The organism is Nocardia sp. XZ_19_231 (assembly GCF_015355705.1).
Classification (GTDB): Bacteria; Actinomycetota; Actinomycetes; order Mycobacteriales; family Mycobacteriaceae; genus Nocardia; species Nocardia salmonicida.
The window spans coordinates 182861-206340 of sequence record NZ_JACUZI010000009.1 but is presented as its reverse complement, the minus strand read 5'-3'; the positions used below and the strand labels follow the sequence as shown (position 1 = coordinate 206340).

Annotated in this window: 18 protein-coding genes and 1 pseudogene; 11 read left to right on the top strand and 8 right to left on the bottom strand. The window is 67.5% G+C overall.

What is annotated here, in order from left to right:
- The 4 genes and pseudogenes from IBJ82_RS30080 to IBJ82_RS30065 all read left to right on the top strand — a co-directional run.
- Window positions 1–584: pseudogene (locus IBJ82_RS30080) on the top strand (mammalian cell entry protein); the annotation flags it as partial.
- 8 nt (window positions 585–592) lie between these two features.
- Window positions 593–1681, top strand: a complete 1089-nt coding sequence (locus tag IBJ82_RS30075) for an MCE family protein (RefSeq protein ID WP_194829369.1) — start codon at window positions 593–595, stop codon at window positions 1679–1681.
- Entirely contained in the window at window positions 1678–2856 is a 1179-nt protein-coding gene (locus IBJ82_RS30070; RefSeq protein ID WP_194829368.1) for an MlaD family protein, read from the top strand. Before IBJ82_RS30075 ends, IBJ82_RS30070 begins: the two co-directional genes overlap by 4 nt.
- A gap of 128 nt (window positions 2857–2984) precedes the next feature.
- Complete coding sequence (locus tag IBJ82_RS30065; RefSeq protein WP_194829367.1) at window positions 2985–3752, top strand: hypothetical protein; 768 nt, start codon at window positions 2985–2987, stop codon at window positions 3750–3752.
- Between the two features lie 92 nt (window positions 3753–3844).
- Here IBJ82_RS30065 and IBJ82_RS30060 read toward each other — a convergent pair whose 3' ends face one another.
- From IBJ82_RS30060 to IBJ82_RS30035, 6 genes are all read right to left on the bottom strand, one after another.
- A complete protein-coding gene (locus IBJ82_RS30060) occupies window positions 3845–4429 on the bottom strand; it encodes a ribonuclease H (RefSeq protein ID WP_194829366.1) in 585 nt (194 codons plus the stop codon).
- A gap of 10 nt (window positions 4430–4439) precedes the next feature.
- A complete protein-coding gene (locus tag IBJ82_RS30055; protein ID WP_194829365.1) occupies window positions 4440–4913 on the bottom strand; it encodes an SRPBCC family protein in 474 nt (157 codons plus the stop codon).
- A gap of 71 nt (window positions 4914–4984) precedes the next feature.
- Window positions 4985–6202, bottom strand: coding sequence for an L-2-hydroxyglutarate oxidase (gene lhgO / locus IBJ82_RS30050; RefSeq protein WP_194829364.1), 1218 nt, complete (start codon window positions 6200–6202; stop codon window positions 4985–4987).
- Window positions 6199–6900 (bottom strand): hypothetical protein, encoded by a 702-nt coding sequence (locus tag IBJ82_RS30045; protein ID WP_194829363.1) that lies wholly within the window; start codon window positions 6898–6900, stop codon window positions 6199–6201. Before IBJ82_RS30045 ends, lhgO begins: the two co-directional genes overlap by 4 nt.
- A gap of 538 nt (window positions 6901–7438) precedes the next feature.
- Window positions 7439–8230, bottom strand: a complete 792-nt coding sequence (locus IBJ82_RS30040; protein ID WP_194829362.1) for a TIGR03084 family metal-binding protein — start codon at window positions 8228–8230, stop codon at window positions 7439–7441.
- Between the two features lie 106 nt (window positions 8231–8336).
- On the bottom strand, window positions 8337–9692 hold the full coding sequence (locus IBJ82_RS30035) for a hypothetical protein (protein WP_194829361.1): 1356 nt from the start codon (window positions 9690–9692) through the stop codon (window positions 8337–8339).
- Between the two features lie 198 nt (window positions 9693–9890).
- Here IBJ82_RS30035 and IBJ82_RS30030 point away from each other — a divergent pair, with 198 nt between their 5' ends.
- Both IBJ82_RS30030 and IBJ82_RS30025 read left to right on the top strand, forming a co-directional pair.
- The gene (locus tag IBJ82_RS30030) at window positions 9891–10760 is read left to right on the top strand and encodes a 3-hydroxyacyl-CoA dehydrogenase family protein (RefSeq protein ID WP_370585542.1); all 870 of its coding nucleotides are present in this window, start codon (window positions 9891–9893) and stop codon (window positions 10758–10760) included.
- 9 nt (window positions 10761–10769) lie between these two features.
- Window positions 10770–11666 (top strand): hypothetical protein, encoded by an 897-nt coding sequence (locus IBJ82_RS30025; RefSeq protein WP_194829360.1) that lies wholly within the window; start codon window positions 10770–10772, stop codon window positions 11664–11666.
- A 70-nt stretch (window positions 11667–11736) separates the two neighbouring features.
- Here IBJ82_RS30025 and IBJ82_RS30020 read toward each other — a convergent pair whose 3' ends face one another.
- Window positions 11737–12072, bottom strand: coding sequence for a hypothetical protein (locus tag IBJ82_RS30020; protein ID WP_194829359.1), 336 nt, complete (start codon window positions 12070–12072; stop codon window positions 11737–11739).
- Between the two features lie 120 nt (window positions 12073–12192).
- Here IBJ82_RS30020 and IBJ82_RS35530 point away from each other — a divergent pair, with 120 nt between their 5' ends.
- The 4 genes from IBJ82_RS35530 (at window position 12193) to IBJ82_RS30000 (ending at window position 21653) form a co-directional block, all read left to right on the top strand.
- Entirely contained in the window at window positions 12193–14985 is a 2793-nt protein-coding gene (locus IBJ82_RS35530; RefSeq protein WP_194829358.1) for a LuxR family transcriptional regulator, read from the top strand.
- Between the two features lie 245 nt (window positions 14986–15230).
- On the top strand, window positions 15231–17027 hold the full coding sequence (locus tag IBJ82_RS30010) for an HSP90 family protein (protein ID WP_194829357.1): 1797 nt from the start codon (window positions 15231–15233) through the stop codon (window positions 17025–17027).
- Window positions 17027–19861, top strand: a complete 2835-nt coding sequence (locus IBJ82_RS30005; RefSeq protein ID WP_194829356.1) for a hypothetical protein — start codon at window positions 17027–17029, stop codon at window positions 19859–19861. Before IBJ82_RS30010 ends, IBJ82_RS30005 begins: the two co-directional genes overlap by 1 nt.
- A 19-nt stretch (window positions 19862–19880) precedes the next feature.
- Complete coding sequence (locus IBJ82_RS30000; RefSeq protein WP_194829355.1) at window positions 19881–21653, top strand: serine/threonine protein kinase; 1773 nt, start codon at window positions 19881–19883, stop codon at window positions 21651–21653.
- A gap of 318 nt (window positions 21654–21971) precedes the next feature.
- Here the strand turns inward: IBJ82_RS30000 and IBJ82_RS29995 are convergent, their stop codons facing one another.
- A complete protein-coding gene (locus IBJ82_RS29995) occupies window positions 21972–22589 on the bottom strand; it encodes a TetR/AcrR family transcriptional regulator (RefSeq protein WP_370585541.1) in 618 nt (205 codons plus the stop codon).
- Between the two features lie 83 nt (window positions 22590–22672).
- Between IBJ82_RS29995 and IBJ82_RS29990 the strand changes: the two genes are divergently transcribed.
- Window positions 22673–23452 (top strand): hypothetical protein, encoded by a 780-nt coding sequence (locus IBJ82_RS29990; RefSeq protein WP_194829353.1) that lies wholly within the window; start codon window positions 22673–22675, stop codon window positions 23450–23452.
- Window positions 23453–23480: the final 28 nt, after the last annotated feature.

The following is a 23480-nucleotide window of genomic DNA, read 5'->3' as shown; positions in this document are numbered from 1 at the left end:
TCAACGGCAACGGCCAGAAGATCCGCGAAACCCTCGACGCGCTCTCGGGTGCGTTGAAGGTCGGCGTCGACAACAAAGACGCCATCTCCAACATCATCATCAAGCTCAACGAGCTCACGACGATGCTCGCCGACAACGATCAGTCGGTCCGCGACTTCAGCGACCGGGTGACCGCCATGTCGGGACTGCTCGCCGACCAGGCGCCCGGCCTGCAGGCCACCCTCGACCAGCTCAATCAGTTCCTGAACAACACCTCGACGACCTTCGCCGGGCATCAGGAAGAACTGGCCGCCTCGCTGACGGGCTTGACCACGGTCACCAACCAGTTGCGTGCCAACTCGGGCGCGATGGTCGAAATCGTCGACGTGGTGCCGCTGCTCATGCAGAACATCGACGGCGCCATCAACAAGGAAAAGGGCTTCGTCCGCCTGCAGGCGCTGATCGGAACCGCGCTCTCGGGCGAGCTCATCAGCGTGTTCTGTGAGCGGATCCAGATGCGGGCCGATGGTTGCCGCACCGGAAACGTCCAGGACTTCGGCCCCGACTACGGGCTCACCGCCGCACTGCTCGGACTGACGAAATGAACCGACGAATGACGATGAAGGCCCGCCGCGCGCTGCTCTCCGCAGCCGCATTGGCCACGGTCGCGATCACGACCGGCTGTGGCTTCACCGTGGAGGATCTGCCGTTGCCCAAGCCGGGCACCGGCGGCGAGACCTACACCCTGCACGCGAAGTTCGAGAACGCCCTGAACCTGCCCGATCAGGCCAAGGTGAAGGTCGGTGGTTCCGATGTCGGCGTCGTGTCGTCGATCACGACCAAGAACTTCGAGGCCATGGTCGACATGGAGATCAACACCGATTACAAGCTGCCCAAGGGCAGCACCGCGGAGTTGCGCCAGGCCACTCCCCTCGGTGACGTCTTCATCGCGCTGAGCAGCCCGAAGAACGCCGCGGGCGGGCCCGACATGGCCGCGGGTGACACGTTCACCCTGGAAGCCACCTCGGCGGGCGCCACGGTGGAAGAGCTGCTGGTCTCGGTGTCGATGCTGTTCAACGGCGGCGGCGTCGCCAGCCTGAGCAGGCTCGGTACCGAACTCGGTTCGATCCTCAACGGGCACGGCGGTGAACTCGGCCATCTGATCTACGAGATGACCGGTGTCATCGGCGAGCTGAACAACAACAGCACCAAGGTCGACTCGGTGCTGACGGAGTTCAACACCCTCGCCAACACCATCGAGGCCAACAAGGGTCAGCTCGGCCAGGTGGCCGACACGCTGCCCCAGGCCATCGGTGCGATCGCCGAGAACAACAAGGCGATCGGTGACCTGCTCACCAAGCTGGCCACGGCCACCGCCGCCATCGGCGACTACTCCAACACCACCGGTGATCAGCTCTCCGACCTGCTCACCAATCTCGACAACCTGATGAACGCGCTGGCCGCGACCGGTAACGACTTCGGTTATGTGATGGATCAGTTGCACGCGATCCGCCCCGGCGCGAACCAGACGTTCCAAGGTAAGGGTCTGGCGCCGTACGCGACGCTGACCAACCTCGATGTGGGCGCGCTGACCGACCCGGCGAACAGCAAGCTCTGGGACATGAAAGATGTGAACGATTTCGTCGGCAGCTTCATCCAGGTGCTGCAGATCGTTCAGGGCCGAGTGGGAGGCCACCGATGAGCAGGCTGAAGAAGTTCGCCGGCAGCAAGATCCTGCTGGCCAACAGCGCGCTCGTACTCGTGCTGTTGCTCGGCGGGACATACCTGCTGGTCAACGTGATGCGGGTCAATCCGCTGCGATCCGAGTACGACGTCACTGTGAACCTGGACCGCTCCGGTGGTCTGCAGCCGGGCAACGACGTGACCATGCGTGGTTTCCGGATCGGCAAGGTCACCTCGATCGAACTGATCAACGACGGCGAGGCGATCGCCGCCAAGACCGAGATCGACAAGGAATTCAAGATCCCGGTCGACACCATGATCCAGGTGGCGGCGCTGTCGGCGGCGGGCGAGCAGTACATCGACTTCCGTCCGAAGAGCGATGTCGGCCCGTTCCTCGGTGACGGTGCGGTGATCAAGTACAGCCCGGAGCAGATCCAGACGCCGGTTCCGGTGTGGGCCGTGCTCGATGACACGAGCGCGCTGATCGCTCAGGTAGATCCGAAGCAGTTCGACGTGATCCTCGACGAGCTCGACATCGCGCTCGGTGCCGGTCCCGACCAGCTGCGCAGCATGATCAACGGCGTCAGCCTGGTGGTCGCGGGCCTGGACAACCTGCTTCCGCAGACGGTGAACCTCATCGCCAACCTGCGGGTGATCGCCGAGACCACCTCGAACGCCCAGCCGGATCTGCAGACGCTCACCCGTAATTCGGGCGCGCTGCTCACCCAGTTCAACAACGCCAACGCCGAGCTGCAGGGCGTGCTCGACGACGCGCCCGCGCAGTTCGAATCCCTCGGCGCGGTGCTGGACGCGACGGCCGATCCGATCAGCTCGCTGGCGGCCAACTTCGTGGCCATCACCAAGGCGGCGCAGTTGCGCCAGCCCGCCCTGCGACTGCTGTTCCCGTCGCTGGCACTGGGCCTCGGTTCGATCGGCGCCCCGGCGCACGAAGGCGAATTCCACACCATCATCGATATCTGGCCACGTCCGACGTGTAACTACGAGACCGAGTACCGGCGCAACGAAGAGGTTCAGGACGGCAGCATTCCGAAGTGGAATTACTGCACCAACCCGACTTCTGACCTGCAGATCCGTGGTTCGGCCAATGCCCCGCGCCCCAACGTGCCCAATAACGGCGCGCAGATGCCGCCCGGGGTCGACCCGAAGGAGCGGACACCTATTCCCGCCAAGTGAGATGGTGCCCGGCCAGGCTGTTCACAGCTTGACCGGGCATACTCGCGGGGAAGACGTGTGGCCCGGATCACGGACCACAATCGGAAATCGGTGCGATATGTGCGCCGGGAAAGAGCAGGATTGATTCGATGACCAGCGACGATGCCCAGAGCAAGTCCGATGCTGCCGCGGCAGACAAGCCCGATCTGGCGAAGACCGACGACACCGTGAAGGGTGCGCCGGCGACTCCCGAGGTCGATCAGCCGACTGTCGAGGCGAAGACCGTGACCGAGGCGCCGGCTCCGGCTGCCCCGAGCGCGACATCGAGCTCGACGGGCTGGATCGCCGCAGGTGTGGCCGGTGTGGTCGCAGTCGGCGCGATCACCGCAGGTGTGGTGTTCTTCCTGCAGAACAACAACAAGGCCGAAAAGCTCGACGCTATCGCCGAGTCCACCAAGGCAGCCTGCGATTACGGCGCCATTTTGGCCAACTACGACTACTCCAAGGATCTCGACGGCTATATCGCGTCGATGAAGGCGGGCGCCACCGGCGACTACCTCAAGGAGTTCAGTGATGCCAGCGAGGCGCTCAAGGGCGCCATGGTGCAGGCCCAGGTCAAGTCGACCGGCGAAGACGTCCAGTGCGCGTACATGTCGGGCAGCACCGACGACGTCAAGGCCATGGTCACCATGACCCAGTACCGCACCAACTTCACCCAGACCCAGCCCGATCGGATGATGTTCGCGATCGAGATGAGCCTCGAGCGCTCCGGCGACAAGTGGCTGGTCAGCAAGCTGGACTCGCCGCTGCTCAAAAACGGCGGCGGCGCTGCGGCCGGCGGCGGCGGCACGGCTCCCGGTCAGGCGGTTCCGGCACCGGCTCCGGCACCGGCGCCCGCCCCGACACCCGGGAACTGAGCACGTCAGGGAACTGAGCCAACAGAAACGCCGCGGGCAGATTCATTGCCCGCGGCGTTTCCGTGTCCGGTCCCACTCCGGTCGCACCGCACCTAGAACAGGGTGAGAGTCCCTGCCACCGGCGCTTCAGCTGCGACCGACTTCCCTGTGGAGACCGTGTTCGTGGGGGCGGGCGCCGCGGGTTCTCGGCGCCGAAGCCTCGGTTGTTCCTGCTCGACGGGCGCGGCCTCGCGGCCGAGAGCCGGGTTGTCGCGGACTGCCCGCGCGGCCTCGCCTGCCAGCTTGTCGGCCTCTTCGTTGAAGTAGTTGCCCACGTGCCCGCGTACCCAGCGGAAACGCACCGGCCCTTCGCGGCCGGTGATGGCCCGGTCGATCTGCTTGATGATCTCTACGTTCTTCACCGCGCCGCCGGTGGAGGTGCGCCAGCCGTTGCGTCGCCAGCTGGTGATCCATTCCGAGGCGCACTTGATGGCGTACTGGGAGTCGCTCTCGATGAGCATCGGTTCGGCGCCGGGGTGGGCGAGGATGGCTTCCAGCACGCCGCGGAGCTCGGCGATCTGGTTGGTGCCGCTGGCGGCACCGCCGCTGTCGGCGGGCCCGGAATGATTCACCCATGCCCAGCCGATGGCACCACCGGGATTGCGCAGGCAGGACCCGTCGGTGCTCACGATGATCATGACCGCCACCCTAGGCGATGCGGCCGACAAGATCGGTACCGTGGAATGCCTCTATCTCCCTTCGCAACCGCGATTCCGTTCGGCGCAGTGCCGATTTCGCGGCCGCGTCGACGAGGCCGTGGCACAGGCGGCCGAACATGCCGCGTGGTGGTGGATAGTCGGCTTCGGAGGTCAGTACCGACCGTTCGTAGCCGAGTGGATCGAAGCGTAGGGTAACGGTTCCGTATACCCGCCCACGCAGGGTATACCCGATAACGGCATTGCGCCGATATTCGGTGATCTCCACCGATGATCGCAGTGGAATCACCCCGAACAACCGGACTTTCACCGCGAAAGCGGCGCCGAGTCCCTGATCCGGTTCGCCGAGCGGCGTCACCTCGGTGACGCCGAACATCCACTGCTGCCCGTGGCGGAAATCCTCGGTATAGGCGAAGGCGGTGTCTACCGTCGCGCCGACGTCACTCGCAAACCTGATGTGGCCCATCGGCCCTCCCTGATCCGGATGGGTTTCCTCGCCCACGCGTACAGGAGCCAAAAGTACTACAAATATCCGGTTTATTTAGCGGAATAGAGTTGTTCGACCAGGTATTCCGCGATCGGCATCGCCGACGTGGCGGCCGGGGAGGGCGCGTTGAGTACGTGGATCGAGCGGGGCGTGCGTTCGATGAGGAAGTCGTGCACCAGGGTGCCGTCGCGGAGCACCGCCTGGGCCCGGATGCCCGCGCGGTGAGCGAGCAGGTCGTCGGTGGTGAGTTCGGGGCAGTACTTGCGGCATTCGGCGAGGTAGCCGCGCTTGAACACCGAATTGCGGAGCTCGCGCACCCCCGTGGCGAGATGGTCGCGGGCCACCCGGCGCACACCGGCGAAGCTCAGCACGTCGATGGCGTCGCGTCGGTTCACGCTGCCCTTGCGGTAGCCCTCCCTGGACAGTCCCAGTACCGCGTTCGGCCCGACGGTGAGTTCGCCGTCGATGGTGGGACTCAGGTGTACGCCGAGGAACGGCAGCGCGGGGTCGGGCACCGGATAGATCAGCGTGCGCACCAGATCCGAGCGCTCGGCGGGGAGCCGGTAGTACTCCCCGCGGAACGGCACGATACGAAAATCGGTGTCTATCCCTGCCTTTCGTGCCATCCGGTCGGCTTGCAAGCCCGCGCAGACGATCAGCGTGCCCGCGGTGATCGAGCCCTTCGGACCCGAAACCGTGACAGCTGAGACGCTCTCGGTGATCGCGTCGACAGCGGTACCGAGCAGGATCTCCCCGCCCATCGCGTCGACCTCGGCGGCGAGCGAGGCGGTGATCTTCTTGTAGTCGATGATGCCGGTGGCGGGCACGAACAGCGCGCCGACGCCGCTGATCCGTGGTTCGCGTCGCCTCAGCTCGGCCGCATCGATCGCCTCGACCTCCACTCCGTTGGCGATCGAGCGCTCGTAGAGCGCGAGCATCCGCTCGTGTTCGGCGGAATCGGTGGCTACCAGCAACTTTCCGCATTCACGGAACGGAATGTCGTGGGCCGCGGCGAATTCCTTCGTCCACCGCGCACCAGCCCGGCACAGTCGTGCCTTCAAACTGTCCGGGGGGTAATAGATCCCGGAGTGGATGACGCCGCTGTTGTGCCCGGTCTGATGCGCGCCGAGCGAGGCTTCCTTCTCGATGAGGACCAGGCTCGCATCGGGATACTGGGTCAGCAGTCGGTGCGCGGTGGCCACGCCGACGATGCCGCCGCCGACCACGCAGAAGTCGTACGCACCGCTCGAGGTGCCGCGAGAAGTCACACGCCGACGGTAGTCGGGGTGTCCTCGGTCGAGGACCGGGGTGCCTCGGCGTCGCCGTGGTCGTCGGCCGATTCCGTGGCAGTGCTCGGGGTCTCGGCCGGTTCGGTGCCCGTTCCCTCGACCCGCAGCGTGTGGCTGCCGAGGCCGGGGTCCGACAGCACGAACACCAATTCCCCACGGCGCGCGTCGAATTCGGTGTGCAATGCGGTGACGGCGGCCGGATCCACGGTCAGACCGAGGTATTTCGCCGCCACCGTCACGAGGTTCGTGTCCACGGTGAACGACACGCTGTCGCTGCGCGGCGGTGCCACCTGAGCGCCGACATAGGTGCCGCCGATCCCCACCCGTCCGGCCAGCGGCGAATTGTCCGGTCGCGCACCGACTCCGGACTGCTGGGCAGTGATCGGAGTGCGCGTGGCGGCGGGTTCCGAGCGCTCGGTGGACAGCGTCGGCGCCCCGAAGGACATGGCCAACTCGACGCCGGCGCGTGGTGCGGAGTCCTCGACGGAGAAGGGTCGATGATGGCCGGGATTAGGCGTCACGGCCGGTTCCGCCTGATCGTGCGCGGGCGGCGGGCCGAGTTCCGGCATGTGATTGACGATGTAGGCGCCCGCGGCGAAGGTGAGGCAGAGGCTGGCGGCCCCGGAGACGACGATCGCGGACAGGCGCACGATCTGAGCAGGCCGATGTGCGGTCACGATGCGGTTCCCTCCTGTGGCTGTGGGTATACCCGAGTTGGACGGGCCCGCATCGTTGAAAGCCACGTGCTGATTCCACGTTACGTGTTGGGCCGCACAGTAACCGCTCCATCACTGTGAGATCAGAGCCACATCCGAAACGAGAACGCATCACTCCTAGTCGGGGCCGGTTTTCGCATGGGCAAGTGTTTCTCACACCGCGTAACGGGTATCTGATGGAAGCAGGCGAGCGTCATTCACGACTGCCACGGTGGTCACCCCCGGCCAATGAAGTCCGGGGCAGTCGGCACGAATGGCGCTCTGAGACTGGCGCTCGCCTGTGTTTATTGGCGCGCTGGCGCGCGCGTGTCCGCGGCCCTGAGGGGTCGCCGGTCAGGCACCGGTGCTTGCTCCTTCGTCGCCTACGCACCGGCGCCTGACCGGCGACCCGGCCGCGGACCGGCCACTTCGTGGCCGCCGCTCCCTAGGGGTCGCGGGTACGGGGCTGGGAGTGCGGTCATGGCGGATTCGGGGATTGCCTGGTGGAGGGGTTCGGTGGTTAGGCGAACTGGCCTGCTTCGCGGCCTGGGCCGGGAGGGCCTGCGAAGGCTTGGGCTATGCCGAGCCAGTGGTCGGCGTCTGGGCCTTCGGTGGTCAGGGCGGTGTCTTCGCGGTGGCGGCGTTGGGTGGCCACGAGGCAGAAGTCGAGGGCGGGGCCGGTGACGCGTTGGGGGGCGTCTTCGGGGCCCCAGGTCCAGGGGGTGCCGTCGGGGGCGGTGAGTTCAACTCGGAATTCTTCGGTGGGGCCGGATTCGCCGTTGACCAGGTAGGCGTAGTTCCTGGCGCGCACGCTGATGTGGGCGACGGTGCGCAGGCGGGCCGTGGGGACGCGGGTCAGGTCGAGGGCGTCGGCTACGTCCTGGCCGTGGGCCCAGGTTTCCATGATGCGGGCCGAGATCATCGACGCGGCGCTCATCGGCGGGCCGAACCACGGCAGTTTGGTGCCGGGGGGCACGGCGGCCAGTGCGGCGATGAGCTGCTCGCGGCCTGCGCGCCAGCGGACCAACAGCTCGGCGGGTGGTGTCTGCGCGATTTCCTCGGCACCTTCGTCGACGAGGGTGAACGCGCGCGACGCGGCCTCGGTGAGGAACGCGGTGAAGGCATCGGCGTCGGTCGCGGCCAGTACCGACACCTCGTCGGTCCAGTTCAGATGGGCGATCTGGGTGGCGATGTCCCAGCGTGGCGCGGGCGTCGGCGTCTTCCACTGCTCGGGGGTCAGTGGTGCGACCAGGTTTTCCAGATCCGCGCATTCGGCGGCGAAATCGTCGAGCAGCGCTGCGAGGTCAGCCATGGGTTCCCTTGCCGATCATGGCGCGACCCGGTAGCGGTGCGCCGTCGTCACCAAGAGTCGCAGCGACCGTCTAAAAATGCAAGCACGCGTGCTTGTTATTTGGAAGCTACCAACCGAAGGTCAGCAGGTGGAGTGCGCCGACACCGATACCCAGCGCCCCACCGTGCAGATACAGCAACCACGCGTCCTGTTCGACCGACGCGTAGAACATCTCCATGAACTCGCCGGGCGTCAATGTCCGCAGCTTGCGCGCCGCGAAGTCGTCGATCTTCTTCGCCTGTTCCAGCACGAACTGTTCGTCCTCGATCATCGTGCGCGCCGACAGCACCCCGGCACCGGCGCCGGAGACCGCCAGATTCTCGAACTGCTTCTTGCCGAGCGCGGCACGCACCACGAACGCGGTCGCCCCGAGCTGCTTGTGGATCTCCTCCGACACCACCCGTTCGATGAGCTGGCGGGTCTTGTCCCCGTTCGGCCCTTCCAGGAGCTCGACCGACAGGTTCTCCACGGTCAGCACCTGGTAGGCCAGGATGTGCGCGAGGTCGGTGGCGGCCTGGGGCTGGCGCTTGGCCAGCAGCGCCTGGCGCCACAGGTACTTGTAGCGCGGCTGCGGATCGCCGGGTTCGAACACCATCTTGATCGCGATCACGTTCACCGTCACGCCGATCATGGCCGAGGCGAACAGCACGATCGCCCAGGCCGGGATCGCTCCGAAGTAGGGGATCTTCGAGTGCACGTGCAGGTACAGCGCCAGGATCAGGCCGAACGGCGCACCGAGCAGGCCGATCCGCGCCATGAACTTGAGCTCGGGCGCGGCGATGGTGGTGGTCAGGTCCTTGAGGATGGCCGGGTTCTTCTCCAGGTACCGGATCACGAAGTTCTTCACGTCGAGCAGCTGGTCGATATTGTCGCCGAGAGTCTCGAACGCGCGCCGGCACAGCGCGGGCAACTGCCGGTCGATCCGCTGGTAGATGGCCTGTTTCACCGGTCGTGGCAGCGAGCGCCACAGGTCGGGGTTCTCCCGGGACATGATCTCGTCGACGATCGGCTGCACCTGATCGCGCGCCCGTTCGGCGAGATAGTCGCCGATCCCGTCGAGGTCGAGTTCGTGGATGAAGTCGCGCGGGCTGCCGATTCGCAACAGCGCCGAGTCCACGCAGATGCTCGCCATCTTCTCCGCGCGTGCCGGGATGAAGCCCTGGAAGCCGAGCTGGCGCCCGTCACCGGAGAACGTGGGCAACACCTGCACGCGCCGAGGTAGGTAGGGATACAGCACGTGCAGTAGCGGGACCCGGAAGCCCTTGAAGTACAGCGGCCAGAACAGCATCAGCACGCCGGTCCAGTTGGTGAGCCAGCCCGCGAGCGCGCTGAAGATCGGAAAACTGATCAGCTCCACGACGAACTTCGACTGCCCCGTCAGCTGTTCCCAATCGATGAACAGTCCGGAGGCCAGTGTGGTCATCGAAGAGCCCCCTAGTGCTGACGCGCGAAATACGTGAAGAACGTGAGGATAAGGCAACCACATTCTGACCGGTGGTGACGGGGTGTCACGCAAGCGGGTGCGTCCCACAGCCTGGTGATCCGCCGTCGGCGCTAGGCTGGCAAGGCTGTCGTATGCGTCACCGAGTTCATCCCCGTCGCCTGTGCAAAGGGAGTCGCTGTGAGCATTGTTCCGAAGAATCATTTCGAGCGTCCGGTCGCTGTGATCGGCGGTGGCACGCTGGGCAGACGGATCGCCCTGATGTTCGCCACCAGGGGCGGCGAGGTCCGCATCATCGATCCCGACGGCGAGGTCGGCAACGCGGCCGTGGCCTTCGTGGAGAAACAGCTGCCCGAGGTGGCCGCCACGGTGCCCAACGGCAAGCCGGGCACCGCCGAGTACGTGCCGGATCAGGCCATCGGCGTGAAGAACGCGTGGCTGGTGGTCGAGGCGGTCCCGGAGAACCTCGATCTGAAGAAGAAGGTCTTCGCCCAGCTCGATGCCGATGCCGATGCCGATGCGATCGTCGCCTCGAACTCGTCGTCGTACGCGAGCCGGCTGTTCACCGAGGGCTTGAAGACCAACGACCGCATGCTCAACACCCACTTCTACATGCCGCCGCAGTCGACGGTGCTCGACGTGATGTCGGACGGCAAGACGTCCGAGGAAATTCTCGACTTCGTCCTGAAGACCTTCCCGGAATACGGCGTGCACCCGTTCCTGGTGCGTAAGGAGTCGACCGGCTTCATCTTCAACCGCATCTGGGCCGCCATCAAGCGTGAATCGCTCGAGGTGGTCTACGAGGGTGTATCGACACCGCACGACGTCGACGAGATGTTCTCGCGCAACTTCGGCACGAAGGCGGGTCCGTTCCGGATGATGGACCAGGTGGGTCTGGATGTGGTGCTCGATATCGAAAAGCACTACGAGCAGGAGAACCCGAATCTGCCGAAGGGCCCGGTCGAGCTGCTGAAGAAATATGTCGACGCGGGCAAACTCGGCGTGAAAACCGGTGCGGGTTTCTATGACGACTACCCGAAATCGAAGTAGGGCCGAGCCATGACCGAAATTGTGGCATTGGATCTCGAAGCCGGTGCTATGCACGCTATTTCGCTGGACGGCAAACAGGTGCGCACGGTAGTCGACGGCCTCGATCGGTTTCCCGACGGTGTTGTCGTCGACAAACTGCGTGGCCATATCTATTGGACCAATATGGGCACACCCGACGCGCGACCCGAGCGCGGCGTCGAGCCGGAGTTCTTCTCCCGCAACGGTTCCATCGAGCGGGTCGACCTCGACGGCGGCAATCGCACCACGATCGTCCCGATCGGCGCCTTCACCACCGGCAAGCAGCTCGCCGCCGATTTCGAAGCGGGAAGGCTGTATTGGTGTGATCGCGAAGGCATGCAGGTACTCACCTGTGACCTCAACGGTGACGACCTGCACGCCCTCGTGATCACCGGCACCGGCGAGGTCGACGCCGATATCGCCCGCAACTGGTGCGTCGGTATCTGTCTCGACCTCGATCGCCGCCTGCTCTACTGGACCCAGAAGGGCGCGCGCAAAGCCGGCGACGGCCGGATCTTCCGCGCTCCCATGGACCTGCCACCCGGCGCGGATCCCGCCGCCCGCACCGATATCGAACTGCTCTGGGAGAACCTGCCGGAGCCGATCGATGTCGAACTCCACGGTGTCGGCGATCTCGTCTGGACCGACCGCGGCGCCGCGCCCCACGGCAACGCGCTCTACCGAGCCGAGGTCCAGCCGGAGGTGGGGACCCCGACGATCATCTCCACCGGCTATCACGAGGCGATCGGCGTGACCGGTTTCGATTCCCGCTTCTATGTGAGCGATCTCGCCGGCACGATCCGCCTGGTCCACGTCGGCACCGGCGTCGATACCGACCTGGTCCGGATCGGTAGCCCGCTCACGGGCATCGCGCTGGCAGACCTGTAGTGCAGGACGGCTTGCACGGCCAGGCCGACACACCGGCCGACCGGCATCCGGCCACCCACCACGATCAGGTTCATGACATCGCCCCCTCGGCGTAGATGGCGGCGCGGTCGCGATGGGTGAGCACCGGGCAGATCTCGACCCGGTCGGGTCCGGGCAGAAGGGCCGGGTCCTCCCCCGGCAACAGTTCGGTGGCCAGGATCGCCTCGCGCACCGCGTGCAGCGCCTCCTCGGTCTCGGCGATGCCGATCACCACGCCGGAACCGTCGGCGCGGCGCAGTTCGTAGAAGTCGAGCAGGCCCGGCACGGTGGCGACGGCGGGCTCGATGCGGTTGGCACCGGCGAAGTCGACGGCGGCCAGTTCGGCGGCAGTGCGTGGCTGGTCGAACCAAATGAGGTGTGCGTACATGATTTCAGCTCCTGACCTGGTGAATTGGACAGATCAAGCTTCGCGCCGATCGGTGGCGCGCGGATCAGTGCCGGTACGTATTCGCAGTACTGAACTCGCGTCCGCGCGCGATACTTAGGCGTGCAGACTCCGGCCGTCGGACGGCATGAGGAGATCGCCCGCCTGCGCGCCGCGGTGGTGGCCGCGGCCTCGGGTGCGGGCCGGTTCGTGCTGGTCAGCGGTCCGGCGGGGATCGGCAAATCCTGGTTGGCCGAGTGTGTCGCCACGCTGGCGGTCGAGGCTGGATTGCGGGTCGCCCGCGGCAACGCCCTCGACGACGCGGGGATGCCACCGCTGTGGCCGTGGCGCCGCGCGGCCCGCGAGCTCCCCGAACTGGCCGCCGCCCTCGACACCGTCACCGAACCGGGCGGCGGGCCCGCCGCTCAGCGTTTCCGCATGTTCACCGAGGTCGCCGACGTCCTCACCGCGGCCGCCGCGCCGTCGGGGCTGCTGCTGGTCCTCGAGGATCTGCACTGGTCCGACCCCACCTCGCTCGCCCTGCTCACCCATGTGGCCACCGAAACGCCGCGCACCAAGGTGCTCATCGTTGGCACCGCTCGCGAACCAATGGGCGAGACCCTGCTCGCCGACCAACCCGACTGGCTACGCCTGCCGCACTTCCAATCCCTGCCGGTACCAGGACTTTCCGAACACGAGGTCCGCTACTGGCTCGAACAACGCGGCCGCACCCCCGATCTCGCACAGCGTGTACACGAGCGCACCGACGGCACTCCCCTGCTCGTTCGCCTCGTCATCGAATCCGGCACGGATATCGGAGACGACCCCTTGCTCTCGGTCCCCGGAATTCGCCGCCTGATCCTCGCGCGGCTCGACCGCATCGACCCTGCTGAGGTCGAGATCCTCGGTGCGGCCAGTGTTCTCGGCGAGCGAATCGATACCGATCTGCTGGCGCAGGTGTACACCTCGGTGCTGGAGCACGCCCCGAGCAGTGCTGATCAGGTGTCGAAGGCGCTCGATACGGCGACGACGGCAGGCATTGTTCGTCGCTTCGCCGACGAGACAACGGGTTTCACGCATGCCTTGGTGCGCGATGCCGTGTACGCCGATCTCGTCCCCTCGCGGCGAGCCGCCTACCACCGCGCGGCGGCCGAGGCATTGGCCGCGCGAGGTGGACCGGATTCGGCAGTGGCGGGCGCGATCGCGACCCACTGGCGCCACGCGTGCGCCCGCACCGACTCGCCGCAGGCCCGCCACTGGTCACGTCGCGCCGCGCGGTCGGCTCGCGCCAGCGCCGCCTACGCCGAGGCAATTCGCTTCGGCCAGTGGGCAATAGATGCCGCGGGTACCGCCACGCCGGACGCGGAACGCGCACAGTTGCTGATCGAACTGGCCCGCGACGAGTTCGCCGCGGGCTGGGTCGCCACCAGCCTCGACCACTGTGTCGAGGCGGGCGCCCTCGCCGAACAGGCCGATCGCCCTGACCTGCTCGCCGAAGCGGGGCTCGTCGTCCAGGGCGTCACCACCCCGGCGGTGATGACGCAATTGGACCTGCTCTGCGGCAAGGCATTACGCCTGCTCGATCCCGACGAGTATCCCGACTCGATCGCCCGGATTCTCGCTCAGCGCGCCCTGTCCGCCGCCGACCGGGGCGCGGGCATCCAGGCACGAGGACTCTCCGACCGGGCCATGCGTGCCGCCGAACGGTCCACCGACCCCGATGTCGTCCTCGACGCGATCCACGCCCGCCACCTCTCCCTTGCCGCCATCGAGTTCCTCGACGAGCGCAGGGAGCTCGCGGCCAGGGCGATCGAGATCGCGGTCGACGCTGAACAGCCGCTCGCGCAACTCTGGGGATACGTGTGGACAACTGACGCGTCCCTGCAACGCGGCGACCTGTCCGCCTTCGACGACGCCCTCGACCACATCGAGCTGCTCGCCGATCGCCGCCGCCTGCCGATCGCCCGCTGGCACCTGATGCGCCTTCGTGCCACTCGCGCGGCGCTGATCGGCGACTTCCCCGCCGCCCTCGACTTCGACAGCGCCGCCTACGAGCTGGCCGTCGGCATCGGTGACTACTCCCTCGCGGGACTGCACCATGCCTTCCGCGGCATGCACGCCGTGATCGTCGGACACATCGACCGCGACGAGCTCACCGCGGCGCTGGCTTCGCTGGCCTTCGCCCCGAAGATCACGATCGCCCAGGTGTTCGCTCCGATGATGCACGCCTTGGCGGGCGATCTCGAGGAGGCAAGAGCGCTGTTCGCGCCGTTCCGCCTGCTGCCCGATTCCCTCGAGATCGGCCCGCGCTGGTCCGGCACCGTGTACTCGGTGGGCGTCGTGGCCGAACTCCTCGACGACGCCGAGACGGCCGACCGCGTCTACCGTGCCTTGGGCGGCCGCGAACACCACTACGCCGCCGACGGCACCGGTGCTCTCTTCTGCGTCGGCTCGATCGCCCGCATCCGCGCCGACAACGCCCGTGTGGCAGGCCATCTCGAGGCCGCGGTCGACCTCTACCGCCATGGCCTGGCCATGGACACCGAGATCGGCGCCCGCCCGTTCGTCGCCCTCGGCCACCTCGGCCTGGCCCGCACCCTCCTCGCCCGCGGCGATCTCTGCGCCGCCCGCACCGCCGCCGAACAAGCCGCCACCGCCTTCCGACGCCTCGAGATGCCCTACCGCCTGCGATCCGCCGACGCCCTGCTCGCCGAAATCACCACGGCCACCCGCACCGCCGACCCACTCACCCGCCGCGAACGCGAAGTGCACGACCTCGTCGCCACCGGCCTGACCAATCGAGAAATAGCGACCCACCTGGTCCTTTCCGAACGCACGGTGGAAACCCACGTCCGCAATATCCTCGCCAAACTCGCCATCACCAACCGCACCGAGATCACCCGAGGCCCCCGCTGACCCGAACCCTGTCGCTGTCTTGCCACCAATCCTGATCAGCAGTCGCCAGTGTTCTCGGCGCGCCTCCGCCGATGGACTGACCGAAGGGTGCGACGAAGGAGTGCCCGTAGGGAGGGAAGAGGTGGAGTCAAGCGCCGAGAACACTGGGGCCAGCCGCAAACAGACACAGAGAACCGCGGGGCCAGCCGTCGCAGATCCAGTTACAGTGACCGAGCAGAAGGTCAGCGTTGTGGGAGGGAACCCCGGTGGAGCAGGTATTTCAGGTCGACTTGCGGGGCATCGTCGACCTGCTCAGTCATCACCTGTACGGCAGTCCACGGGTCTACGTTCGCGAGTTGCTGCAGAACGCGGTCGACGCCATCACCGCCCGCCGCGCCATCGACCCGCAGGCCCGCGCACAGGTCAGGATCGAGACGCCCGCGAGCACCGGTGACGGCACCATCCGCGTCCACGACAGTGGCGTCGGCCTGACCGAGGCCGAGGTGCACACCTTCCTCGCCACGATCGGCCGCAGCGGCAAGCGCGACGACCTCGGCTTCGCCCGCCACGAGTTCCTCGGCCAGTTCGGCATCGGTCTGCTGTCGTGTTTCCTCGTCGCCGACGAGGCCCAGGTTCTCACCCGGTCGGCCCGCGGCGGCCCGACCGTGCGCTGGACCGGTTTCGCCGACGGTCGCTACCGCGTCGAGCCCGCCGCGCAAGAACGCGACGAACCAGGCACCACCGTGATCCTCGCGCCCCGCCGCGGCGCCGAGCAGTGGCTCACCCCGACGACCGTGGTCGAGCTGGCACGGCTGTTCGGTAGCCTGCTGCCCGTCGAGGTCACCGTCGACGGGCAGTCGATCACCGAGCCCGAAGTGCCGTGGCGCGCCACCCATCCCACTCCCGCCGACCGTTCGAACGCGCTCGCCGCCTACGCCGAGGACACCTTCGGGTTCACCCCCTTCGCCACCTTCGATCTCGCCAGTGCCGAATCCGGCGTCACCGGTGTGGCTTTCGTGCTCCCGCAACCGGTGAACCCGGCGGCCAAGGCCGGCCACCGCGTGTATCTGAAGCGAATGCTGCTGGCGGAGAGCGTCACCGGGCTGCTGCCGGACTGGGCCTTCTTCGTCCGCTGCGTCGTCGACACCACCGAACTGCGCCCGACCGCGAGTCGCGAAGCCCTCTACGAGGACGACCTGCTGGAGAGCACAAGGGAAGCGCTCGGCGCCCGGATCAGGGACTGGCTGGTGGAACTGTCCACCTCCGATCCGGCCGCGCTGCATCGCTTCCTGCGCATTCACGACCTCGGTGTGAAGGCACTGGCCCTGCACGACGACGACATGTTGCGCCTGGTAGACCGCTGGTTGCCGGTGGAGACCAACGCGGGCCAGATCCCGCTGGCCGAATTCCGCCGCCGCTTCGGCGTCGTCCGCTACACCCCGTCGGTGGAGGAGTTCCGTCAGCTCGCCGCGGTGGCGAGTGCCGCGGGCATCGGCCTGGTGAACGGCGGCTACTCCTATATCACCGATATTCTCGAGCGCCTGCCCGCGATCGATCCCGAAATTCGGGTGCTCCGGTTGGATCCCGCCGAGCTGGCCACGCATTTCGACCTCGTCGATCCGGCCACCGAACTCGCGCTTCGGCCCTTCCTCACCACCGCCCAGCGCGTGCTCGACCGCCTCGAATGCGAAGTCGTGTTGCGCACTTTCGACCCACCGTCGCTGGCCGCGCTGTATCTGCTCGACCGCGATGCCCAGCACCGCGCCGAACTGCGCGCCACCCGCGAGGTCGCCGACGAACTGTGGGCCGATGTTCTCGGCGCCTTCGATACCGACCAGGCAGGCGACCGTCCGCAGTTGGTCCTCAACTACCGCAACCCGTTGGTACGCCGTATCACCGGGCTCGCCGATGCTCGCTTGGTGACGACGGCGGTCGAGGCGCTCTACAGCCAGGCGCTGCTGCTCGGCCAGCATCCGATGCGCCCGGTGGACACCGCGCTGCTGAACAAATCATTCGTCGGGTTGCTCGACTGGGCGGTTCACGATCCCCGGGGAGAGCTCTGATGTCGGAAGCTGCCAACACCCCCGACGACCTGCAACGGCTGCTGTTCCAGGCCTACGACCTGCCCTACGGCGACGCCAAAGACGCACTGCTGGAACAGGTCCTGCGCCACGCGGAGGCAGGCGCGCACACCGAGCTCGCGTTCCACGTTCGGATGGCGATGATCGACGCGTACGGCCACGGGATGAGCCCGGCCAAGTTGTTCGTCCCGTTCGCCCGTTGCCTGGCCGAATACGATCGCGACCCCGGCGCCCACGAATCGTGGGTGGCGCCGTCGCTGCGGTGGAAGTTCAAGACCGCGGTGGGCGCGATGACGAAATTCCCCGAGGTGCCCAAGGATCGGGCGCTGGCGGCCCTCGATCAGATGGAACGGCGCTACCGGGTCGAGGGCCAGAGCTTGAACGCGGTCTACGGCCGCAGGCACCGGGTGGCCGAACACATCGGCGACCTCACCGCGGCTGCCGAATGGTACGAAAGATGGTGCACCACACCGCGCGACGAGAATTCGGACTGTGAGGGCTGCGATCCGACCAACCGCGTGGCCTGGCTCGCGAGCCAGGGCCGCGACGTCGAAGCCGTGGAGCTGGCCGCCCCGGTCCTCGGTGGTGAACTCGGCTGTTCCGAGCAACCGCAGCTGATCCTCACCGAACTGCTGCTGCCCTACCTGCGCACCGGGCAGCTCGACGAGGCGCGCAGCGCGCATCGTCGTTCCTACCGCCTGCTGCGCACCAAACCCCAGGACCTCGCCGCGATCGGCGACCACCTCGAGTTCTGCGCCCTGTCCGGCAATCAGGTGCGCGGCCTCGAACTGCTCGACCGTCACTTCTCCTGGCTCGATCGCGCGCCGAGTCCGAAAGACGCGCTCACCTTCCTCTCCTCCGCGGCCTTGCTCCTGCGCACCCTCGTCGACAAGGGTCACGGTGACACCGAGCTGCGCCGCCCCGCCAACGCCGACCGGCCCGCCGTCGAATCGACCGCGCGCGCAATGCAAGTGGAGCTGACCGACGAGGCACTCGCCATCGCCGCCCGCTTCGACCGGCGCAACGGCACCGACCACCAGACCGCGTTGGTCCACGCGAAGCTGGCGAGCACGCCGATCGTCGACTACCTGCCGTTGTCCGCGGCCACCGCGCACCGGGTGCCGGTCGAGCCGGGTGCGACAACAGCGGCCGTCGAGATCCCCCAGCTCACCACCATCGAACTGATCGAACGCGCCGAGCAGGCGAACAAGCAACACGCCCTCGCCGAATTGCGGGCGTTGGCACAGCGGCTGGCGGACGAGCCCGAGCCGACCGAGCCGACCCTGGCAGGCCGACGCCTCTCCGCGATGGCGGGCGGTTGCTTGCAGACGCCCGATCGGGTCGGCGCCGAATCGCTATTGCGCCGGGCGGCCGAGTATTTCGCCGCAGCAGGTGAGCAAGACCGTCGCCAGACCGATCTGGGCCGCCTCGGCCTGTTGCTCAGTAGGCACGGCGACGCGACGGAAGCCGTTGGGCTGCTGCGTGATTCCCTGGCTCACCTGGCGAGTTCGTCCGAACCGCACACCAGAGCCGCCGCGACGCTACGGCTTTCCGGCGGCCTGCTCGCGCTGTTCGATCGAGGTGAGTTGTCGAGTGATGACGCCGCCGAGCTGCCGAGCTTGCTCGACCGGGCCGCGGTCGACGCTGCCGAGGCAGCCGACGACAGCTTGCTCGGCGATGTGGCCAGGCACCGAATGTATCTGCACCAGAACAACGCTGAACTCGCCGAGGCCGCGACGGCCGGACAGGCGGCGGTCGCGGCGTATCGCCGGGCCGGTCGTGCGTGGCGGGTGGCCGATGCGGCCCAGTACCTTTCCGGAATTCTCAGCGACGCGGGCGATGCGGCCGCGGCGCTGGCGATGATCGATGAGGCGGTGGGTCTGGCAGACGCCGACCTTCCCGACAGCTTGCGGCTTGTCGTACACGCGCGGCGCGGCGCCCTGCTCATCCACCTGGGCAGGCACGAGGAGGCGGTCAGCGAGTTGCTGACCGCTATCGCGATCGGCACCGCGGCAGGTAGTGCGCAAGTGCCGTACGTGCAGTGGGATCTGGCTGTCGCCTACCGCGCCATCGGCCAATTCCTCGACGCCGCCGACCAGGCCGAAGACGCCATCGCGGGGCTGGAGCGCGCAGGGGCCGACGAGCAAGCCAGGAACTGCCGCTTCCTGCTGGTCGGTCTGCACCGCGAGCTGGACGAGGACGAAGCAGCACTCGTCGTCCTCGACGAGATCATCGAATTCGACCGCGCCACCGGAAATCTCGTCGGCGAGTCCTATTCTCTCGTCGAGACCGCCGATCTGCTCGACACGCTCGATCGCGACGCCGAGGCCGCCGAGCGCTATGCGCTGGCCGCCGAGACCGCCGAGAGGCACGGCGACCCGATCCGCGTCGCCTACTCCCGCTACAGCGCCGCGCTGTCACTGCACTGGACCGGCGACTCCGCCGCAGCGGTCGCGGCCGTCGCGGCCTCCGATGCGGCGATCGCGCAGCTCGCCACCGCCCACCCTGACACCGAACTGCTCGCCTGGCACACGGCCCGGCACAACCACAATGCCGCCCGAATCCTGCGCCGTGCCGAACGTTCCGCCGACGCCCTCCCGCGCGCCGAGGCCGCTGCCACCGGCTTCCGTGCCATCGATGCCACCGACCAAGCCACCCGCGCCGACTACGAGCGCGCCGTCCTCCTGCTCGACCTGAACCGCCCCACCGAAGCCGAGAAGATTCTCACCGAGGCCGTCGCCGGACTGGCCGACGATCACGCGGCCAGACCGATGCTGTCGGAGCTACTGGCCGAAACCCGAACCCAGCTAGCCTGATTCGAAGGATCCACCCGCGATGCAACCGCTCGACCCGAACGATCCTCGGCGGATCGGCGACTACCGACTGCTGGGCGTGCTCGGTGCCGGGGGCATGGGCAAGGTGTATCTGGGCCGGAATCCGGGTGGGCGCACCGTCGCGGTGAAGGTGATCCGACCGGATCTGATCGATCCCGAGTTTCGCGCGAGGTTCCGTCGGGAGGTCGCCGCCGCCCAGCGCGTCGGCGGCGCCTTCACCGCCCCGGTTCTCGACGCCGATGTCGACGCCGATGCGCCGTGGCTGGCCACCGGCTACGTCGCCGGGATCTCGTTGACAGACGCGGTCACCCAGTTCGGGCCGTTCGCCGAGCCCACGCTGCTGGCGCTGGCGCACGGGCTCGCCGAAGCGCTCGTCGCGGTGCACGCGGCGGGCATCGTGCACCGCGACCTGAAACCGTCGAACGTGATGCTCGCGATCGACGGACCCAAGGTGATCGATTTCGGCATCGCCAGGGTGATCGCCGATTCGGCCCTCACCACGACCGGAAAGTTCCTCGGCTCACCAGGTTTCATGTGCCCCGAGCAGGTGAGCGGCGAAACCCTCAGTCCCGCATGCGATGTCTTCGCGCTCGGCGGCGTCCTCACCTTCGCCGCCGCGGGCCACGGCCCCTTCGGCACGGCCGAGGTGATGCAGATGCTCTGGCGCATCGTCTACGAGGAACCCCGCATCGAGGCCCTACCGCCTGCCCTGCGACCGCTCGTCTCGTCCTGCTTGACCAAGGATCCCGCCGCCAGACCGACACCGGAACAGGTCCTTTCGGAACTGGCCCGCCTCGGCGCCCCCGAACGCGCCGGTTGGCTGCCGCCACAAGTAGTCGCGCACATCAGTACCGCCGCCGTCCGTCTGCTCGACCTGGATCACGGCCCCGCCGACCCATCCGGCGCATCGCATCCCGAAGCCGCCGCGGCCTCCGCGCCGGGCTGGTCGACGGCCACCTCGGCGCCGAACCTACCCACCGCGAACCCGACGCATACCTCGCCGACCGGCTACTCGAGACCGTACGGGCCGACCGCCACCAGTGGATCAGCGCCGACTCCCTATGGACAGTCCGGCGGATTCACCTCCGGTTCCTCGGAGGCGCCCCGGCAACCGGGCACTCCCCCAGGACCGCATTTCGCGGCGATGAGCAGCCAATTCACTCCGCCGCCCTTTGTGGCCGCACACAACTCCGCCGACACGTTCGCCGGCCGACCGCCGCCCGCTACCGCGTCGCGACGAACCCGGACTCTGCTGATCGCCGCGTCCGCGATGGTCGCGGTGGCGGTCGCGGGCGGTGCCTATCTGATCGGCACCCAACTGAACGCTCAACCCACCGGAGGCACCGGAACCAGCACCGCCCTCGCTGAGACCTCCGTCGCCGCCGGCTCGACCACTGCTCCGCCCAGTTCGACCGCCACCGGATCGGGCACGACCACCGTCCCGACCGAGTTCGTCGGCGCCTGGAAGGGCCGCGCCGCCGACGGCCCTGTCCAGTTCGACATCGAACTCACCATCGCCGCGGGCGCCGTCGGTCAGGAACTGGCCACCTCCGCCAACACCGGCACGCTCTCCCAAGACCGCTGCGCCCGCGCGGAAACCCTCACCGAGGCCACCGCAGACCGGCTCACCTTCCGTGCCAGGCTCACCGAGGGGAGCGGATGCATGGACCAAGGCGCCACCTCGACCGTCGCCCTGCAACCCGACGGCACCCTGTCCTACCGAACGCCCGGTGTCCTCGGCGGCACCATCGCCGGCACTCTGCGAAAAGGCTGACGAATGCACCCCCACCGAACTGGAACAGGTTGCCGCTGGATTGCCCACGGCTGCCACTGCGCGAGCGCAGCCGGTCATTTGTCCAGGAGCGATCGCCCGCGCCGGCCCCTGTGTGGAGCGCGCAGCGATGGCTGCCGCCATCGCATTCCTCCAGGTGACACCCGTCTCAGAAATTCTCGCATTGCGATCTGGGTCACTAATATGTCAAACTCTCGCCCACACTGTGAAGCCGTTCGGTCTCACATTGTCCGGAAAGGGAGTCGATTGAGCAGGCGGCAGGTGAGCATCGTTGCCACCATCCCGAAGGCTGCCCTGATGTCAGTCGAAAGTGACCAGCGCCAGGGCCGCGCCGGTGAGCAGATCGACCAGCTCGTCGACGGGCGGGCGCGACTCGCGCAGCAGCCACTCGTGCGCCACGCCGGTGACCGCGCCCGTGATCAACGCGGTGGTCAGCTCGGCATCGCCACGCAGCCGCACGCCGACCCGGTCCAGCGCCCCCTCGATCAGTGCCGACCAGGCGTGCCTACGGGTCCGGCGATGGGTCTCCATCCGATCGCTCACCCCGACCACCTCGATCACCGCCACCTGCGCGCGATACGGGTCGGAGCCGAGCGATTCCAGGTACGCGCAGAAACCGGCCCGCAGCGCGAGCTTCGGATCGGTGGAACCGAGCGCGATCAGCGCGGTGCCCACCGCGGCCGCCGCGTCGTCCTGGATCCGGTCGTAGGCCGCCACCAGCACGTCTTCGCGGGTCTCGAACTCCTCGTAGAACTGCCGCTTGGACAGCCCGGCCGCCGCGCACACCTCGGCGAGCGAGCACGTGGCGTACCCGCGTTCCGCGAAAATTCGCGTCGCTGCTTCCAGGAATCGCAGTCGTCGTTCGGCTTTACGCGCGACGACCGTACGACCCCCATACCGCCTGTCCGCTGTAGTCACCTCTCCAAAGTATCTGAAACCCGGAATAACACTGACCTTTCCGGGTCGCTTCATCTATCCACCGAACAAAGGACGGCCGACCAGTGCTGAGCACCCGAGCATCGCGGACCGCATTGTCCGCCCTCGTACTAGCGGCGGGTGCGGCACTCGTGGCACCCACGCCGACGATGGCTGCCCCGCAGTCCGCCGCGACACAGCCCAGCGTCCCTGCCATCGCGGAGAATGTCCCCTCCGGGACTCTCGCCGCGCTGGCACCGACGATCGTAGGCGCGATTTCCGCCCCCGGCCCCATCGCAGACGGCGGGCAGGCCGCGATTCTGGCCCAGGCCCGCGTGCTGTTGGCCACGCCCGGTATCCCCGCGCAGGTCAAGGCCACCCTCGAGAAGGTCATCACCTTCCTCGACGGCAGCGGCGGCGGCGGTCCCGAACTGCCGCCTTCGGAGGGTCCGCGCATCGCGCAGTTCCTCTACCCGACCATCGGCAAGGGCTGCATCGGCCCGACGTCGGATTCCATCGGCACCGCGCTGGCCGTCCCCGGCCCCGCCGAGCTGCCGCCGCCCGGACCGGCTGCGGGCCAGACCGGCTTCGTTTTCACCGCGCTCGGCACGAAAACCGCTACGGTCGTGCAGAATCCGCCGATGACGGTGCAGTGGGTCAACCTCGACAACCGTCGCACCGGCACCCAGCCGCTCACCACCGAGGCCGGCATCAACGCCGACGGCCCTGCCACCCTCACCGCTATCGCCGACACCGGTCCCGGCCGGGTCGCGGCAGTGATCACCGGATCGCTCACCACGGCCACCGCCGACGGTGACCGCACCTGCTCGTTCGCCCCGACCCTCGGGTTCTTCACCGTCGCCTGAGTCGACACCACGCAATTGGAGTTCGATC